At 67.8% G+C, this 16,177-nt stretch carries 14 protein-coding genes; 7 read left to right on the top strand and 7 right to left on the bottom strand.

Translation table 11 applies throughout. The annotated features are described in order from the left end of the window. Positions 1-322 precede the first annotated feature (322 nt). Positions 323-1,882, bottom strand: a complete 1,560-nt coding sequence (gene metG, locus NN4_RS18810) for a methionine--tRNA ligase (RefSeq protein ID WP_147132791.1) — start codon at positions 1,880-1,882, stop codon at positions 323-325. A 196-nt stretch (positions 1,883-2,078) separates the two neighbouring features. Here metG and NN4_RS18815 point away from each other — a divergent pair, with 196 nt between their 5' ends. The 4 genes from NN4_RS18815 (at position 2,079) to rsmA (ending at position 6,569) form a co-directional block, all read left to right on the top strand. Further along, positions 2,079-2,906 (top strand): TatD family hydrolase, encoded by an 828-nt coding sequence (locus NN4_RS18815; protein ID WP_147132794.1) that lies wholly within the window; start codon positions 2,079-2,081, stop codon positions 2,904-2,906. Positions 2,907-3,099: 193 nt separating this feature from the next. Then, positions 3,100-4,227, top strand: a complete 1,128-nt coding sequence (locus NN4_RS46620; RefSeq protein WP_107660942.1) for a resuscitation-promoting factor — start codon at positions 3,100-3,102, stop codon at positions 4,225-4,227. A gap of 220 nt (positions 4,228-4,447) precedes the next feature. Beyond that, entirely contained in the window at positions 4,448-5,614 is a 1,167-nt protein-coding gene (locus tag NN4_RS18825) for an alpha/beta fold hydrolase (protein WP_147132797.1), read from the top strand. Positions 5,615-5,687: 73 nt separating this feature from the next. Further along, a complete protein-coding gene (rsmA, locus tag NN4_RS18830; protein WP_147132800.1) occupies positions 5,688-6,569 on the top strand; it encodes a 16S rRNA (adenine(1518)-N(6)/adenine(1519)-N(6))-dimethyltransferase RsmA in 882 nt (293 codons plus the stop codon). Positions 6,570-7,205: 636 nt separating this feature from the next. Here the strand turns inward: rsmA and NN4_RS18835 are convergent. The 3 genes from NN4_RS18835 to NN4_RS18845 form a co-directional block, all read right to left on the bottom strand. After that, positions 7,206-7,412, bottom strand: coding sequence for a heavy-metal-associated domain-containing protein (locus NN4_RS18835; protein WP_107659299.1), 207 nt, complete (start codon positions 7,410-7,412; stop codon positions 7,206-7,208). 102 nt (positions 7,413-7,514) lie between these two features. Beyond that, positions 7,515-8,381 (bottom strand): CPBP family intramembrane glutamic endopeptidase, encoded by an 867-nt coding sequence (locus NN4_RS18840; protein ID WP_147132803.1) that lies wholly within the window; start codon positions 8,379-8,381, stop codon positions 7,515-7,517. 16 nt (positions 8,382-8,397) lie between these two features. Next, positions 8,398-9,006 (bottom strand): TetR/AcrR family transcriptional regulator, encoded by a 609-nt coding sequence (locus NN4_RS18845; RefSeq protein WP_147132806.1) that lies wholly within the window; start codon positions 9,004-9,006, stop codon positions 8,398-8,400. Positions 9,007-9,085: 79 nt separating this feature from the next. Between NN4_RS18845 and NN4_RS18850 the strand changes: the two genes are divergently transcribed. Then, positions 9,086-9,838: an SDR family oxidoreductase gene (locus NN4_RS18850; RefSeq protein ID WP_147132809.1), complete on the top strand. Its 753-nt coding sequence runs from the start codon at positions 9,086-9,088 to the stop codon at positions 9,836-9,838. A gap of 76 nt (positions 9,839-9,914) precedes the next feature. Further along, positions 9,915-10,850, top strand: a complete 936-nt coding sequence (locus NN4_RS18855) for a 4-(cytidine 5'-diphospho)-2-C-methyl-D-erythritol kinase (protein ID WP_147132813.1) — start codon at positions 9,915-9,917, stop codon at positions 10,848-10,850. 22 nt (positions 10,851-10,872) lie between these two features. Here NN4_RS18855 and NN4_RS18860 read toward each other — a convergent pair whose 3' ends face one another. Then, positions 10,873-11,721: an LLM class flavin-dependent oxidoreductase gene (locus NN4_RS18860; protein WP_147132816.1), complete on the bottom strand. Its 849-nt coding sequence runs from the start codon at positions 11,719-11,721 to the stop codon at positions 10,873-10,875. A 280-nt stretch (positions 11,722-12,001) separates the two neighbouring features. On the opposite strand from NN4_RS18860, the gene NN4_RS18865 reads away from it, so the two are divergent. Next, positions 12,002-13,789 (top strand): ABC-F family ATP-binding cassette domain-containing protein, encoded by a 1,788-nt coding sequence (locus tag NN4_RS18865; RefSeq protein WP_147132819.1) that lies wholly within the window; start codon positions 12,002-12,004, stop codon positions 13,787-13,789. 15 nt (positions 13,790-13,804) lie between these two features. On the opposite strand, the gene NN4_RS18870 is transcribed toward NN4_RS18865, so the two are convergent. Continuing rightward, positions 13,805-14,692, bottom strand: coding sequence for an Abi-alpha family protein (locus NN4_RS18870; RefSeq protein ID WP_147132822.1), 888 nt, complete (start codon positions 14,690-14,692; stop codon positions 13,805-13,807). After that, the gene (locus NN4_RS18875) at positions 14,683-16,005 is read right to left on the bottom strand and encodes a DUF445 domain-containing protein (protein WP_246180947.1); all 1,323 of its coding nucleotides are present in this window, start codon (positions 16,003-16,005) and stop codon (positions 14,683-14,685) included. The genes NN4_RS18870 and NN4_RS18875 overlap by 10 nt, the downstream gene beginning before the upstream one ends. Positions 16,006-16,177: the final 172 nt, after the last annotated feature.

Here is a 16,177-nt window from a genome sequence, read left to right on the forward strand (position 1 = left end):
GTTTCGGTCCGGGTTCGGGCCGCGTACGGTACCTTCCGGTAGGTGTTCAGTACGCGGTGGTACACGGGGCGGAGAATCGAACGGGGAATCCGAGAGTTGTTGCGCACCGCGGTGAGAGCGCTACTCGCCACGGTCGGTCGCAGCCGCCCGTCTGCCGTCCCGGCCCACCCCGAGCACGGCCCGCTCGGCCGGACCGTGCCGCGCGCGGGCTACTCGACCATCAGGCAGTGTGTGCCCGCGCGCAGCAGCATGGTGCGGCGTCGCCAACGCGGCACGGGCACAGCCTGATTCGACACACGCGACCGAGCAGGCCGCGTGCGGCTCACTCCTTCGGCTCGATGTACTTGGGGTACACCGGTTCCGGCGCGGGCAGCGGCACGCCGGGCACGATCGGCGTCGCGATGTCGGCGAAGCTGCGCTCCTGCTGGCCGAGCTGATCGAGGATCTTGCCCGCCGAACCCGGCATCACCGGCTGCACCAGGATCGCGACGATGCGCAACACCTCTAGCGTCACGTACAGCACCGTCGCCTCGCGGGCCAGATCCTCCGGCGTGCCGGACTTGGCCAGCGCCCACGGCGCCTGCGCGGAGAAGTACTTGTTCGTCTCGCCGAGCGTCAACCAGATCGCTTCCAGCGCGAGATGCATTTGCTGCGCGTCGAATTCGGCGCGGCAGCGGTCGAGCAGCCCATTGGTCAACGCCAGCAGTGTCTGGTCGGCCTCGGTGAACTCACCCGGCGTCGGCACCACGCCGCCGCAGTCGCGCGCGACCAGCTTGGTGCTGCGCTGCACCAGGTTGCCGAACTCGTTGGCCAGATCCGAGTTGATCCGGCCGACGATCGCCTCGTGGCTGTAGCTGCCGTCCTGCCCGTAGGAGATCTCGCGCAGCAGGAAGAAGCGCACCGCGTCCAGACCGTAGGTGTCCACCAGCTCCAGCGGATCGACCACATTGCCGACCGACTTGGACATCTTCTCGCCCTTGTTGTACAGGAACCCGTGCACGAAAACGCGTTTCGGCAACTCGATGCCCGCCGACAGCAGGAACGCAGGCCAGTAGACCGTGTGGAACCGGGTGATGTCCTTGCCGATGATGTGCACGTCGGCGGGCCAGAACCGCTGGAACGCAGACGATTCGGTGTCCGGGAAGCCGACGCCGGTGATGTAGTTGGTGAGCGCGTCCACCCACACGTACATCACGTGATCGGGGTGGCCGGGCACCGGCACGCCCCAGTCGAAGGTGGTGCGCGAGATGGACAGATCCTTCAGCCCCGCCTTGACGTAGCTGACGATCTCGTTGCGCCGGGTGGCGGGCGCGATGAACTCGGGGTGCTCCTCGTAGAGCGCGAGCAGCTTGTCCTGGTAGGCCGAGAGCCGGAAGAAGAAGTTCGACTCCTCGGTCCAGGTGACCGGCGTCTTCGTCTCGGTGGAGATCCGGGTGCCGTCGTCGAGCAGCGTGGTCTCTTCCTCGGTGTAGAAGGCCTCGTCGCGCACCGAGTACCAGCCCGAGTAGTTGCCGAGGTAGATATCGCCGTTGGCGAGCATCCGCTCCCAGATGGCGACACTGGCCGCCTGATGGTCCTCGTCGGTGGTACGGATGAACCGGTCGAAGGTGACGTCGAGCGTCTTGTCCATCGCCTCGAACACGTCGGAGTTGCGCGCCGCGAGCTCCTGCACCGGGAGGCCCTCGGCGACGGCCGTCTGCTGCATCTTCTGACCGTGCTCGTCGGTGCCGGTCATGAAGAAGACGTCGTACCCGTCGAGCCGCTTGAACCGGGCGATGGCGTCGGCCGAGATGTACTCGTACGCATGCCCGATGTGCGGCGCACCGTTCGGGTACGCGATGGCCGTAGTGATATAGAAGGCGGGGCGGTCAGCTGCGCTCATGACTCCACCTCGCTGCGCTCGGCTCCGTCATGCGCGGGGCGCGCTGTTAATTCGATTCGCTCGCTACGCTCGCTCATGGTGTGTCTACTGTAATGCGCGTGGTTTCCAACCTTCGCGCGAATATCCGCTGTGCCGATTCGCTGGTCGCCGCGCGCCGGCCCGCCGGTGCCGATGTCGCGGTGACCGGCGGTGCCCGATGAGCAACAAGCGCCCCGCCCCGGACCTGCCGGAGCCGCTCGCTCCGATCGTCGACGCGCACACGCACCTCGATGCCTGTGGCGCCACCGACGCGGCGTCCACCGCCGTGATCGTGGACCGGGCCGCCTCGGTCGGCGTCGGCCAGGTGGTCACCGTCGCCGACGATCTCGCCGCCGCGCAGTGGGCCGTGCAGGCCGCGCACTGGGATTCCCGCGTCTACGCCGCCGTCGCACTGCACCCGACCCGCGCCAACGCGCTAGACGAGGCCGCGAAGGCCGAACTCGAGCGGCTCGCCGCCGACCCTCGCGTGGTCGCGATCGGCGAGACCGGACTCGACTACTACTGGCCGGGCAAGCTCGACGGCTGCGCCGACATCGAGACGCAGGTCGAGGGTTTCCGCTGGCACATCGACCTGGCGAAGCGGCTGCGCAAACCGCTGATGATCCACAATCGCGAGGCCGACCACGATTTGCTGACGGTGCTGCTGGATGAGGGTGCGCCGAATACCGTTATCTTCCATTGCTTCTCGTCGGACACCAATATGGCGCTGGCCTGTGTGGCCGAGGGCTATGTGCTGAGTTTCTCCGGCACAGTCAGTTTCAAGAATGCGCATGAGTTGCGCGAAGCCGCCAAAGTGGTGCCGGACGAGCTCATTCTGGTCGAAACGGACGCGCCCTATTTGACTCCGCATCCATTCCGTGGTGCCCCCAACGAACCGTATTGCTTGCCGTACACGGTGCGGGCGCTGGCGGAAGTGCGCGAACAGGACCCCGCCGAATTGGCGAAGATCACCACGGCGAACGCTCGGCGCGTCTACGGCATCTGAGTCGAACCCGCTATTTTTCGGCACCCTGAGTACCCGTAAGGGGGCTGGATATGCGGGGTGTGTCCTAGGTCACTGTGGTGGTCACAATTCGTGATCAACCTGCGGCGTCGATATCTTTTCGTGATATTGATAGCTCCAGCTGAAGCCAGTGAAGGTTGTCTACCCCCAAACCCCTCGTTATCGTACTGTGACCATGTCCCCATTCACGAGGATCAACCAGTCTCGCTCGCCGCTGCTGTACGTGGCGGTCGGCGCGTTGCTGATGACGCTGATCGTCGGCGCCGGGCTCGCGATCGTGAACCGCAAGACGGTGACGGTCGTCGTCGACGGCGAGAAGCGGGTCGAGACGACCATGTCGCTCAACGTGCGCGGTGTGCTGCGGGCCGCCGGGTTCGCGGTGACCGAGCGCGACAAGGTGGCCCCCGGGCTGGCCGCGCGGATCGGCGACGGCGCCACCATCACGCTCAACCGGGCGCGTGAGGTGCAGCTGATGGTCGACGGCCAGGCCCGCAAGGTGTGGACCACCGGCCTGACCGCGGGCGAGGCGCTCGAGCAGCTGAGCCTGCCCAGTGAGGTGTACGTCTCGCCGGCCCGCACCGAGAAGCTCCCGCTGGAAGGTGCCGCGCTGAAAGTCGCGACGCCACGGGCGGTCTCGCTGATCGACGGCAGCGGCGCACCGGTCGACCTCCGGTTGGCCGCGCCGACCGTTGGCGAATTGCTCACGGTCGCGGGCGTTCCGCTGATCGAGCAGGACACCGTCGAGCCCGCCGCGTCCACCCCGCTCACCGATGGCACGCGAATCACGGTGACGCGCAAGCGGATCGAGCAACGGACCGAGACGCTGCCGCTCGACCCGCCGGAGAACGTGATCGAAGACCCGACCATGAACATGAGCCGCTCGGTGGTGGAAACCCAGGGCGCGCCGGGCGTGCAGGACGTCACGTTCGCGGTCACCATGGTCAACGGCGCCGAGGTGGAGCGTAAGCCGATCGCCTCGACGGTGACGGTGACCGCGCAGCCGAAGACCATCCGCAAAGGCGCCAAGCCGGGCACCGAGGTGCCGCCGGTGCGCGACGGAGCGGTCTGGGACGCGCTGGCCCGCTGTGAGTCCACCGGCAACTGGAGCATCAACAACGGCAACGGTTACTACGGCGGCATCCAGTTCGACCAAAGCACCTGGGAACGTCAGGGCGGCCTGAAGTACGCACCACGCGCCGACCTCGCGACCCGCGAGGAGCAGATCGCCATCGCCGAGGTCACCCGCGCCCGGCAGGGTTGGGGCGCGTGGCCCGCCTGCACCAGTCGCCTCGGCATCAGCTGAACCCCTAGAGCCGCACACCTTTCGTTTCCCGCATAGGGAATTGCATGCGATTCCCTATGCGGGAAAGCAGAACCTGTGCGTGTGATGGCGGTTACGCGGCGGAACCCTTTCGTGTTGCCTTTGATTCGCCGAGCGGTCACGGGGACCAGGCAATATTCCGCTGATCTGTACACTCGTCCAGGTTTGTGACGGTGTGGGTCGGGTCAGTGAGGTGTGGTCGATGAGGGTTGTTCAGGCGTGTCGGCGTGCGGTGGCGGTAGCCACGTTGTCGGCCAGTGCCGCATTGTGCGTGAATGTTGCTCCGGCACACGCGGAAACTCCCGGGACGCTGATCTCGGTCGCCGCCCAGCCGGACGGCTGGCACGGGGTGTCGGGTGGCTCGGTGGTCGAGTACTGGATGCGCGCATCGGACGGAACGCCGCGGCAGGCCAGTGGCGCGCTGTTCGTCCCGCAGGGCGCGCCGCCCGCGGCAGGCTGGCCGGTCGTCGCCTACGACCACGGCACCAGCGGTCTCGGCGCGGGCTGCGGTGGGCAGTCGGATCCGGCGGGCCATCCTTATCAGCAGATCCGGTCCAAAGAGGACCAACTGATCCAGCGTCTGCTCGGCCAGGGCTTCGCCGTGGTCGCGCCCGACTACCTCGGCCTCGGCCGCTTCGACACCGGCCCGCACCCCTACCTGGAGATCGCCTCCGAGGCGACCGCCACCATCGATCTGCTGCGCGCCGCCCGCACCACCCATCCCGAGTTGTCGCGCACCTGGGCCGTGCTCGGGGTCTCGCAGGGCGGGCAGGCCGCGCTCGGCACCGGCCACCTGCAGGCCACCTACGCGCCCGACCTGGACTTCCGCGGCACCATCGCGATCGACCCCGAATCCGATGTGGAGAAGGTGCTGCCGCTGGCCGGGCCGAACATCCCCGCGGTCCGCGGCGGTGACGGCGCGATGAGCTTCTTCGTCAGCATCCTGGCCGGCCTGCGTGCCGCCCGCCCGGACGTGCACGTCGACCAGTACCTCACCCCGCAAGGTCGCGAGGTCCTGGACAGCGTCGGCACCCGGTGCCTGGACGGCATCACCGAGCGCGTGCGCGGCCTCGGCGTCGGCGACCTGCTCGCCAGGCCGCTCGCCGACGAGCCCATCCGCTCCGCCCTCGACACCTACCTCACCGTGCCGACCTCGGGTTACGACGCCCCGATCCTGTTGCTGCTCAACATCACCGACACCGTCGTGCCCTCCCCGCTGCATGCCGCGCTGGCCGCCCAGTTCGCCGCCAACGGTGTCGATTTCCAGACCGTCACCGGCACCGGCAGCCACACCCAGCTCAACCCGCCGATGTGGGCGGCCATCGATTCTTTCCTCGACCGCGTCAAGGCACCGGCGCCGCAGCGATAGTCCCCGGCCTCCGGCTGCGCCCGCAACGAGGCGGCGCGGCCGGGCACATCCCGGAGGTTGATAGGTTCTTCAGGTGTCCGAACCTGAAGTTGCTGCTCGTGGGAGTGCCGCGTTGCTGGGGCCCGCCGAAGTGCGGGTGCTGGCCGAGCGGCTCGGCGTGCGGCCGACCAAGCAGCTCGGGCAGAACTTCGTGCACGACGGGAACACGGTGCGCCGCATCGTCACGGCGGCCGGGGTCGGGCGCGACGATGTGGTGCTCGAGGTCGGGCCTGGGCTCGGCTCGCTGACGTTGGCGCTGCTCGACGTCGTGGATTCGGTCGTTGCCGTCGAAATTGATCCGGTGCTCGCCGAGCACCTCCCGGTGACCGTCGCGGACCGGGCGCCCGAACTCGCCGACCGGTTGACGGTCGTCGAGGCGGATGCGCTGCGGATCGCGGCTGCCGACCTCCCGGCGTCGCCGACCGCGTTGGTGGCAAACCTCCCGTACAACGTGGCGGTCCCGGTGCTGCTGCATCTGCTGGCCGAATTGCCCAGCATCGCAGTGTCTTTGGTAATGGTGCAGGCCGAGGTGGCGGACCGGCTCGCGGCCGCGCCCGGCAGTCGCATCTACGGCGTGCCCAGCGTGAAGGCCGGATTCTTCGGTACCGTCCGCCGTGCGGGCGCCGTCGGCACCCAGGTCTTCTGGCCGGTCCCGCGCGTCGATTCCGGCCTGGTCCGCGTGGACCGCTACGCCGAACCCCCGTGGTCGATGGACGAGGACCATCGCCGCCGCGTCTGGGAGGTTGTCGACGCGGCTTTCGCGCAACGCCGGAAGACCTTGCGGGCAGCGTTGGCCGGCTGGGCAGGCTCACCCGCCGAAGCCGAGCGTCGCCTCGTCGCCGCCGGTATCGCGCCGACGGCCCGCGGTGAAACCCTCGACACCGCTGCGTTCGTTCGTCTCGCCGCCCAGGCCTGAGTAGCGCAGTCTGCGGAAGCGTACCGAGTTAGGCGTACTGGTCGGTTTGTGTTGCGGCCGAAGCGAATACGCGCGCGGCAACCCTGCATCGGCAACGCGTTCCACCGGCGATTCTGGCGATGCAGATTGTGGATAACAGACATTTGACTTTTTGTCGCAACGTCGGCGGTCGCGGTGGCGCGGTCGATCCGACTGTGCTTCTTCACGATTCACGTCGCGCAGTAACCGCAGGTCACCCCGTCTGTCGACGGCTCGATCGGGCGCAGGCTCGCGAGTGCGGACCTCCGTGCCCGTCGCCCTGACGCGGTGCGCCGTCGGATGTGGATGGGCCTGTGGATGATTCGACCATGGTGTCGTCCATGGTGAACGGCTGCCGGTGTGTTCCGCGCCGCCGGGGGAGAAGTTTAGATAGCGCCGATACGCGCCCGCACGCGGGGGTCTGCGCAGGAGACGCGACTTCGGGTGCGGCCAGTCTCACCTGATCCCGCATCGTGTCGGACCGATGATCGGTTCGGCCTCATGTCGTGCTGGATGCGGAACCGGACGTCCGGCGTGCCGTCCGGTCCCGCGATCCGAAAATGCAAGGCTCCGGCCTGATTCGGCGCCCGCAGGCGGCGAACTCCAGCCGGTCCGGTATCAGACGGCGACCTCGTACCCCGCCTCGTCCACGGCGGCGGCGATCTCGGAATCGGCGATCGGTGCCGCGCTGTCGACGGTGACCGCACCGCTGGCGAGATCGACATCGACACTGGTGACACCGTCGATCTTGCCGATCTCCGTCTTGACGGAGCTCACGCAGTGCCCGCAGGTCATCCCCGTGACGGTGTAGGTGGAACTGGGCATCTCCGACTCCTTAGCTCATTCTCCATCATACGGGCCGGGGGTACCCCGACATGAACGAAGATACCCCTTGGGGGTATCTGGCGCAAGCGGCGATTCGACCGTTCATCGGGCCCGCCACGACCGTACTGCGAGGGTCGCCGCGGTCGCGACAACAGCACCCCCCGCGATGAACACGACCTGCGGACTACCGAGCGTCTCGTCCCCGGCAGTCAGATAGATCCCGACATTGATCAACCAGTGCCCCACTGCCGCAACCGCAATCCGCTGCCGGCAGCTACCGGTACCGAGACTGCCGAGCAGCACCGCGAACGCCATCGCCGAGACGAAGAACGAAAGGGCGACTACCGGACCCGCCCCGAACGCCTGCACGTGCCACAGTGCCCATGTCGCACCGGTCACGGCGATAGCCGCGAACCGCCGCACTCGCGTTTCCAGTAGCGGTTGCAGGAACCCGCGCCACCCGATCTCCTCGCCGGTCGCGCCGACGAGCTGGATCGCGAAGAACGCCACGAAGGGCAGGCCTCCGACCGCGGCGGGTCCGACCAGTTCGTGCCCCGCGAATGCTGTTGCCCCGGCGACCGATAGCCCGCAGAGCAGGCATGCCATCAGGACGTAGCCAAGGTTTGCGCGAACCTGCCCGGCGGGCACCGGCGCCGGAAGCAGTGGCCCGACAATCCTGCGCCCGACGAACCAGGTGACCAGCGCGCCGAGCGCCGGACCGAACTGGACCAGCGCGAGCGCCGCCGGGTCGATGCCCGAAACCGGTTGCAGCGCAAGCATCGCCGCGGAACCGAGCAGGGTCGCCAGGATGTACAGCCCGACCAGTGCCCAGAAGATCCGGCCGGCCGGTGCGGAAGCCGGCGGCCCCGGCTGCGTGCCGATAGTCGATCCGAGATTAATTTCAGGCTGATCTATTACCGGACGATCGTCACACGGTGCCGATGCTGTTCCTTCATACTGCAGAGCCATTTATCGCGCCGCGACCTCATCCTTCCGGTGTGGTCGCCACCCAGCCGTGCATCGCCAACTCGGCAACCTGCTCCAGTTCCGCCCGGCTCGCCCCGTCCCGCGACGCCTGCGACATTCCCTGCATGACGGTGCCGATGTAGCGCGCCAGGGTCGCCGCGTCGGCATCGGTGACGAGCACCCCGGCGTCGATATCGGCCTGAATGCGTTCCCTGATCAGTCCGAGGTTCCGCTCGCGCAATCCGCGCAGCATGTCGGCGACCTCGCCGCTGGTCGTGTTGACGCCCGCACTCATCACCAGGCAGCCGTGCGGACAGTCGGACCGGGTGTACTCCGCCGCCGCCTCGCGCAGGAAACGCCGCACCGCCGCCTCGGCCGTCGGTTCCTCGTTCAGCGCGCGGGCGATGAATTGGCCGTACCGCGCGCCGAAGGTCTGCACGGCCTCGTTGAACAGCGTCGCCTTGTCGCCGAAGGCCGCGTAGAGGCTCGGCGCACCGATGCCCATCGCGGCGGTGAGATCGCCGATCGAGGTGGCCTCGTAGCCGCGCGCCCAGAACAGGCGGGTGGCCTTGTCCAGTGCGGTCGCTCGATCGAACGAGCGCGGCCTGCCTCGGGTGGAGGTGCTCATGGAGTCATTCTATAGCGATCGCTAGATAATGTGCTAACGTCCCATTCTGTAGTGATCGCTAGAGAAAGGAACCCACACAATGGGCGCACTGACAGGCAAGACCGCACTGGTGACCGGAGCCAGCCGGGGCATCGGCCGCGGCATCGCCGAACGACTCGGCCGGGACGGCGCACGGGTAGCGGTCCACTACAACGGCAACGAGGAGGCGGCCAAGGAAACCGTCGCCGCGATCGAGGCCGCGGGCGGCTCGGCCTTCGCGATCCGCGCCGAACTCGGCGTGCCCGACGACGCCGCGGCACTGTGGGCCGCCTTCGACGCGCACGCCGACGGGGTGGACATCCTGGTCAACAACGCGGGCATCGACGGCATCCGGGAGCCGATCGCGGGCACCGACGAGGCCGCGTTCGACCGGGTCTTCGCGGTCAACACCAAGGCGCCGTTCTTCGTGACCAAGCTCGGCCTGGACCGGCTGCGCGACGGCGGCCGGATCATCAATATCTCCACCGGCCTCACCCACGGGGCGCACATGCCGGAGCTGATCGCCTACACGATGACCAAGGGTGCGATCAATGCCATGACCAGCGTGCTGGCCAAGGAGGTCGGCGCGCGCGGGATCACCGTGAACGCCGTCGCACCCGGTGTGATCGACACCGACATGAACGCCCACTTCTTGAACGATGCCGAGACCGCGGCGATGGTGTCGCGGATGTCGCCGCTGAACCGGCTCGGTCAACCCGCCGAGGTGGCCGATGTCGTCGGTTTCCTCGCCTCCGCCGACGGGCGCTGGGTCACCGGGCAGTGGATCGACGCCACCGGCGGCGCGCTGCTGTAACCATACGATTCCGCTCGAGTGATAGCCCGATATCGGGGGGCGCGACGGCCGGGACCACCCGTTAGGCTTGGGCACCGTGCTGTCAGTTGTGCCGAGCCCCATCACCGTGCGCGCGCCGTCGAAGGTGAACCTCCATCTCGGAGTCGGTGACCTGCGCGCCGATGGGTTCCACGACCTGACAACGGTGTTCCAGGCGCTGTCGCTGAGCGACGACGTGGAGATCGCCCCCGCGGCCTCGCTGGCCGTGCGGGTCTCCGGCGAAGGCGCCGCCGACGTGCCCACCGACCGCACCAATCTGGTGTGGAAGGCGGCGGTCCGGCTGGCGCATCTGGCGGGCCGGGCGCCGCTGGTGGAGTTCGCTATCGCCAAGGGCATTCCGGTGGCCGGCGGGATGGCCGGCGGTAGTGCGGACGGCGCCGCGGCGCTGGTCGGACTCAACGAGCTCTGGGATCTCGGGCTCACCCGCGACGAACTCACTGCCGTGGCCGCCGAACTCGGCAGCGATGTGCCATTCGCGCTGCACGGCGGTACCGCGCTGGGCACGGGGCGCGGCGAACGACTGCTACCAGTGTTGTCCCGCAACAGTTTCCACTGGGTGCTCGCGTTGGCCAAGGGTGGCTTGTCCACCCCGGCGGTCTTCGCCGAACTCGACCGGCTACGCGAGCACGGCACGCCGCCGCGGCTCGGCGAACCACAGCAGCTGATGCAGGCCTTGGCCTTCGGCGACCCGAAACAGCTTGCCCCGCTGCTGGGTAACGACCTGCAGGCGGCCGCCTTGTCGCTGAAGCCGGAGCTGCGCCGGACCTTGCGCGCCGGCGTCACCGCGGGAGCGCTCGCGGGCTTGGTTTCCGGTTCCGGCCCCACCTGCGCATTCCTGTGTGAGAGTGAGGAATCCGCGGTAGCGGTGGCGGCGGAGCTGGCGGGCGCCGGTGTCTGCCGCAGCGTCCGGACCGCGAGCGGACCGGTCCCCGGCGCCCGCGTCCTCAACAGCGAGAGCCCGGGTAAACGCTGACGAGTGACCGATCTTCGCTGGTTCAGGCGATGACGTCGGCCAACCGGTCGACCTGGTCGGCGTCGCTGCCGTAGCAGTAGAGCATGACTTCGTCGGCGCCGAGGTCGTCGAACTGCTTGATAGCGGAGCGGATCGCCTCGGGTGTGGTCAGCATGCCCTCGAGCATGTAGTCGGCGCGGCCGCTGAATTCGTAGTAGCTGCCCATCGAGGCGCGAGCTTCCTCGATCAGGCTCTGGTCGCCGAGTGCGACGTTGACCTGCGCGACGATGCGTGGCTCGCCGGTGCGGCCGTTGTCGGTCCAGGAGCGGCGCACGGTGTCGAACAGCCCGCCTGCCCAGGAGGGTGCGGCAGCGGCGAGAAAGCCACCGCCCCACCGGCCTACGCGTTCGAGCGCGGCGGGCTGGAAGCCGCCGAACAGGACTTCGGGACCCTCGGGACGCAGCGGCGCAGGGCCGATCGGACCACAGTCGGTGCGATACGGTGCGCCGGACCAGACGCGGCGCATGATCTCCATCTGCTCGTCCAGGCGGCGGCCGCGGGTGCGCAGGTCGGTGCCGGAAGCGATGTGGTCGTCCGCGCGACCGCCGACACCGAGGCCGAGCACGAAACGTCCGCCGGACATGCGGTCCAGCGTCGCAGCCTGTTTGGCGAGCAGGGTCGGTTCGCGCAGCGGCGCGATGAGCACCTCGGTCTGCAGCTTGATGCGGCTGGTTGCGCCCGCGGCGATGGCGAGTGCGATGAGCGGTTCGGGGTTGTCGTAGACGAGCCGGTCGAGCAGGCCGAGGGTGGAGAACGGGCCGGCATCGGCGCGGCGGGCCCAGTCGAGCAGGACGGTGGGGTCGGAGATGGGCAGACCGAGCCCGACGTGCATGGGAAACCTCCGGAGGAAAACGAAGTGGATGGCGCCGCCCGCACACCTCCTCGTCCGAGGTGGGGCTCCCGTTCTGCGGCTATTTGTCTGGAGAGCGTCTTCAACTAACAGTGTTCGTGGCGAACGATGTTCGTTGCAGACAATCTAGACGAACGCTGTTCGTTACGCAAGAGGCGCGGTATCGGCCGCGGACATGGCCACGCGGAACGTGGCAGCCGGAGCTCAGTACGCTGGCTCAGGGCAAGCAACGAGCCCGCCACCGTTAGGACCGGAAGGATTCATGTCCAACCTGATCAACCTCGAGCAGGTCTCCAAGAGTTTTGGGATCACTCCGCTGCTAGACAACGTATCGATGGGCGTCCACGCGGGCGAGCGTATCGGGGTTGTCGGTTTGAACGGTGGCGGTAAGACGACGCTGCTCGAGGTGCTCACCGGGCTGGAGCCGCCGGACAGTGGACGGGTCAGCCGGGTAGGCGGGCTGCGGATCGCCACGGTGACGCAGCGCGGCGTGCTGCCGCCCGGCTCCACGGTGGGCGACGTCGTGTTGGCTGGTCTGGCCGACGACGCGATGACCGACGACGTCGCCGAGCATGAATGGGCGGCGAACCCGCGCATCCGGCTGGTGATGGAAGGTATCGGCATCGCCGGGCTCGGCCTGGAAACCTCCATCGACAATCTCTCCGGTGGTGAGCGGCGGCGCGTTGCCCTGGCCGCCGCGCTGGTCCGCGAGCTCGATCTGCTCGTGCTCGACGAGCCGACCAACCACCTCGACGTCGAAGGCGTGCAGTGGTTGGCCCAGCATCTGCTCAACCGGCGCAGCGCGCTGGTGGTGGTGACCCACGATCGCTGGTTCCTCGACACCGTCGCCACCAACACCTGGGAGGTGGTCGGCGGCAAGGTCGAAACCTACGAGGGTGGCTACGGCGACTGGATCTTCGCCCGCGCCGAGCGCGCCAGACAGGCCGACGCCTCCGAGGCGCGCCGCGCCAACCTGGCCCGCAAGGAGCTGGCCTGGCTGCGTCGCGGGGCCAAGGCCCGCACCTCCAAGCCGCGCTACCGGGTGGAGGCCGCCGAGGCGCTGATCGCCGATGTGCCCGCGCCGCGCGACAGTGTGTCGCTGGCCGCATTCGCGCGAAAGCGGCTGGGCCGCGTCGTCATCGAGCTCGAGGACACCACCCTCACCACCCCCGACGGCCGGGAGTTGGTGCGCGACTTGACCTGGCGGCTCGCGCCGGGTGAGCGGGTCGGCCTGGTCGGGGTGAACGGTTCCGGCAAGACAACCCTGCTGCGCACGTTGGCCGGCGAGACGGAACCGGCGGCGGGCAAACGCATTCAAGGCCAGACGGTGCAGATCGGCTGGCTGCGTCAGGAACTCGACGATCTGCCGACCGACATGCGCGTGCTGGAGGCGGTGCAGCAGGTCGCGCAGCGAATTATGCTGGGCGACAAGGAGATCTCGGCGGGTCAGCTCGCCGAGCGGCTCGGCTTCACTCCGGCCAGGCAGCGCACTCCGGTCGGTGATCTGTCCGGTGGCGAGCGGCGCAGGTTGCAGCTGACCCGCATCCTGATGGCCGAGCCGAACGTGCTGCTGCTCGACGAGCCGACCAACGACCTGGACATCGACACCCTGCAGCAGCTGGAAGATCTGCTCGACAACTGGGCGGGCACCCTGGTCGTCATCAGCCACGACCGCTACCTGATCGAGCGCATCTGCGACTCCACCTGGGCGCTGTTCGGCGACGGCAAGCTCACCAATCTGCCCGGCGGCATCGACGAGTACTTGAAGAAGCGCGCCGCGCAGGGTGATGCGGTGGCCCGTTCGGGTGCCGACACGAAGTCCGCGCCGGTGACCGACGCGGCGACCCAGCGGGCCGCCCGCAAGGAACTGTCGAAGCTGGAACGGTCCATCGAGAAGTTCGACGAGCGCGAGCGGCAACTGCACGCCGCGCTGGCCGAGGCCGCGACGGACCCGGGCGAGCTGGTCAAGCTCGGGGCCGAGCTCAAGCAGGTCATCGCGGAAAAGGAAGCCGCGGAGGAACGTTGGATGGAGCTGGCGGAGGGTCACTGACCCCCGCCGTGGCCGTCAGTGGCCGGCGGCGCGATCGTCCCCGATGGCGACCGGCAGGCAGGTCCGCACGAAGTCGCCACCGAACCCGGTGAGCGCCACGCTGCGGTAGATGACCTTCGTGCCGAACCCGGAGCGCTTCAGCAGCTCGCGCACCGGCGCCTGCGCCTCCAGCAGCTGGTACCGGTGCGGATTGCCGACCGGCTCCCGCGCGTGCTCGACCAGTCCGAGCCTGCGCAGGTTCGTCAGGTACTGCTGGATCCGGTTCGGGAAGCGCAGTCCGGCCTGCTCGCCGACCAGCGTCAGCATCGACCCGACGCGTTCGGCGCCGAGCGCGCGCGGGCGCCCGGTCCGGATGTCGATCGAAGGCTGCGGGCCGTCCAAGCGCAGGAAGCGCAGGATTCGGGCCTCGTCGGGAGTCAGCTCGGCCAGCATGCCCGCGAACGCCGGATGGTTCTCCTCGTCGCCGTGCGTGCTCGCCGACAGTCGCAGCAGCGCCGCACCCTGCTCACGCAGCGTGGGAACGGTTTGCGCGGCAGTCTCGTTCGGGGCCTCGGGGAAGCCGAGCGCCCGGCGCACCCGGTCGCGCACCTCGGATTCGGCCTCGGCCAGCACTTCTCGCGGCGGCACGCCTTGGATGCTGCGTTGCACGACCGTCGAGGTGACACCGACCGCGGTGCCGACACCCCACGCGGTCGCACCGGTCACCGCGGACCAGGCCACCCTGGCCACGCCGGTCGCCGCGCGTACCCCGGCGATGGGATATCCCACCCGCGAAGGCGATTCGTCGTGGCGTAAGACGTTGCTGTCCGGCCGTCGCGCGAGCTCGGTCGACGGCTCGACGGCCGCGGCGGAGTGCTCGACGGCCCCGGCATCGTCGCCGGGGTCGGATTTCGCTACAGCCATGTGGTCGCCACTCCTGTTCCGAATATCAGAATATGAGCGTATCCGGCGAACAGGCCCAACACGCCGCCATGGAGAAAAAGCAGCCACTCATCTTGCTTGATGGCCGATCTCAGCATGTCGACGAAGTCCGGCGGCCGCAGCGCCGCCATCTGTTTGGCGATGTAGGAGTTGATCTGTCTGCCCTGGCGGACGTTGAACTCCGGGTCGGCGAAGGCGATCGGGGCGATGGCCATGGCCTCGGCGGTGAAGGTGTCCTGCAGCGAGTCGTAGTCGCGGCTGCCGAGCATGAACTTGACGGCGGGCCTGGCCGGGCCGAGCGCGCGGTCGGCGGCGGGGCGCAGGGTGTCCTCGAGCATCTGGATGGTGCGGTCCGAGCGCGGGCCGTTGAGCAGCTCGTCGCCGATATTGGCGACCGTCAGCACCTGACTGGATACCAATTCGGCGTAGCCGTCGGTGATTTCGGACTGGCGCTTGATCAGTAGACCCTGCCGCCACGGGCACCACCACTTCGGGTAGGCGGGCGCGAAGATCATATTGATGCCCACCCAGTTGACCACCCAGCCGATGATCACACCGCCGATCGGCAGCACGATCAACGACGACAACCCGGTGAAATGCAGCAGGGCGACCAGCACGACGCCCATCGGCGCGCCGAAGTAGAAGCCGAAGTTGATCATGAACCGCAACTCTTTCGCACCGAGTACTTGAAACAGGGTGTTGAGCAGTTGCGGCCTGCCCTGGAAGTAGCGAATCACCATCTGCTTCACATCGAGCAGTTGATCAATATTCGCGCCTAATTCATCGGTCAGTTCGCGCAGAATATCCGGCAGTTGTTGCCGGACTCGGGCTTGGACCATGTCGCGCACTTGGCTCGGCAGGTTGTACCAGAGCTGTGGATGCTCCCGCTTGAGAATATCTTCGACGATCGTCTGGATCTGTTCGTCGGCGATGCTCGCGAGATGCTCGGCGAGCTTGTCCGGCTCCAACTCGCGATAGAAATCGGCGACACTTCCCAGTTTCGCCAGACCCTTGTCGACCGCGATGCTCGCCATCTTGTCCGCGCGCGACGGCACGATGCCCTGCCAGCCGAATCGGCCGTCGTAACTCAGTAGCGGAAGTACCTGAATTCTTTTGGGCAGGAAGGGATACAGCGCGCGAAGACCGGGTAGTCGGAAGCCATGGAATGCAAGAGGGCGGAACAGCATGAGCACGCCGGTCCAGTTGGTGATGTAGCCGATGATTCCCGTGAAAAGTGGGATAGTCAGAAGCTCTAGGAGGATTGTCGGGTGGATCCCGAACACACTCTCTAACACGACACCCTCCTGCCGACACACCGGTGACCGCCGCCTCACCGGAACATCAAGTTAGCACCATGTCGGCACTGGGACCTTATATGTGAGGGAGCGTAGCGAGCGAACCCACAACACAGTGCGTTCATCGCACAACGGAGCCGAGCGCCAGCGAGGCGGAGTTGTGAGATGACGG

The organism is Nocardia ninae NBRC 108245 (genome assembly GCF_007990755.1).
GTDB lineage: Bacteria > Actinomycetota > Actinomycetes > Mycobacteriales > Mycobacteriaceae > Nocardia > Nocardia ninae.

Bases quoted from the DNA above. Each gene is read 5' to 3' on its own strand.
- NN4_RS18835 (WP_107659299.1), bottom strand. From the start codon at position 7,412: ATGCCCAGTTCCACCTACACCGTCACGGGGATGACCTGCGGGCACTGC.
- NN4_RS18825 (WP_147132797.1), top strand. From the start codon at position 4,448: ATGAGGGTTGTTCAGGCGTGTCGGCGTGCGGTGGCGGTAGCCACGTTG.
- NN4_RS18840 (WP_147132803.1), bottom strand. From the start codon at position 8,381: ATGGCTCTGCAGTATGAAGGAACAGCATCGGCACCGTGTGACGATCGT.
- NN4_RS18865 (WP_147132819.1), top strand. From the start codon at position 12,002: ATGTCCAACCTGATCAACCTCGAGCAGGTCTCCAAGAGTTTTGGGATC.
- metG (WP_147132791.1), bottom strand. From the start codon at position 1,882: ATGAGCGCAGCTGACCGCCCCGCCTTCTATATCACTACGGCCATCGCG.
- NN4_RS46620 (WP_107660942.1), top strand. From the start codon at position 3,100: ATGTCCCCATTCACGAGGATCAACCAGTCTCGCTCGCCGCTGCTGTAC.
- NN4_RS18870 (WP_147132822.1), bottom strand. From the start codon at position 14,692: ATGGCTGTAGCGAAATCCGACCCCGGCGACGATGCCGGGGCCGTCGAG.
- NN4_RS18845 (WP_147132806.1), bottom strand. From the start codon at position 9,006: ATGAGCACCTCCACCCGAGGCAGGCCGCGCTCGTTCGATCGAGCGACC.
- NN4_RS18860 (WP_147132816.1), bottom strand. From the start codon at position 11,721: ATGCACGTCGGGCTCGGTCTGCCCATCTCCGACCCCACCGTCCTGCTC.
- NN4_RS18850 (WP_147132809.1), top strand. From the start codon at position 9,086: ATGGGCGCACTGACAGGCAAGACCGCACTGGTGACCGGAGCCAGCCGG.
- NN4_RS18815 (WP_147132794.1), top strand. From the start codon at position 2,079: ATGAGCAACAAGCGCCCCGCCCCGGACCTGCCGGAGCCGCTCGCTCCG.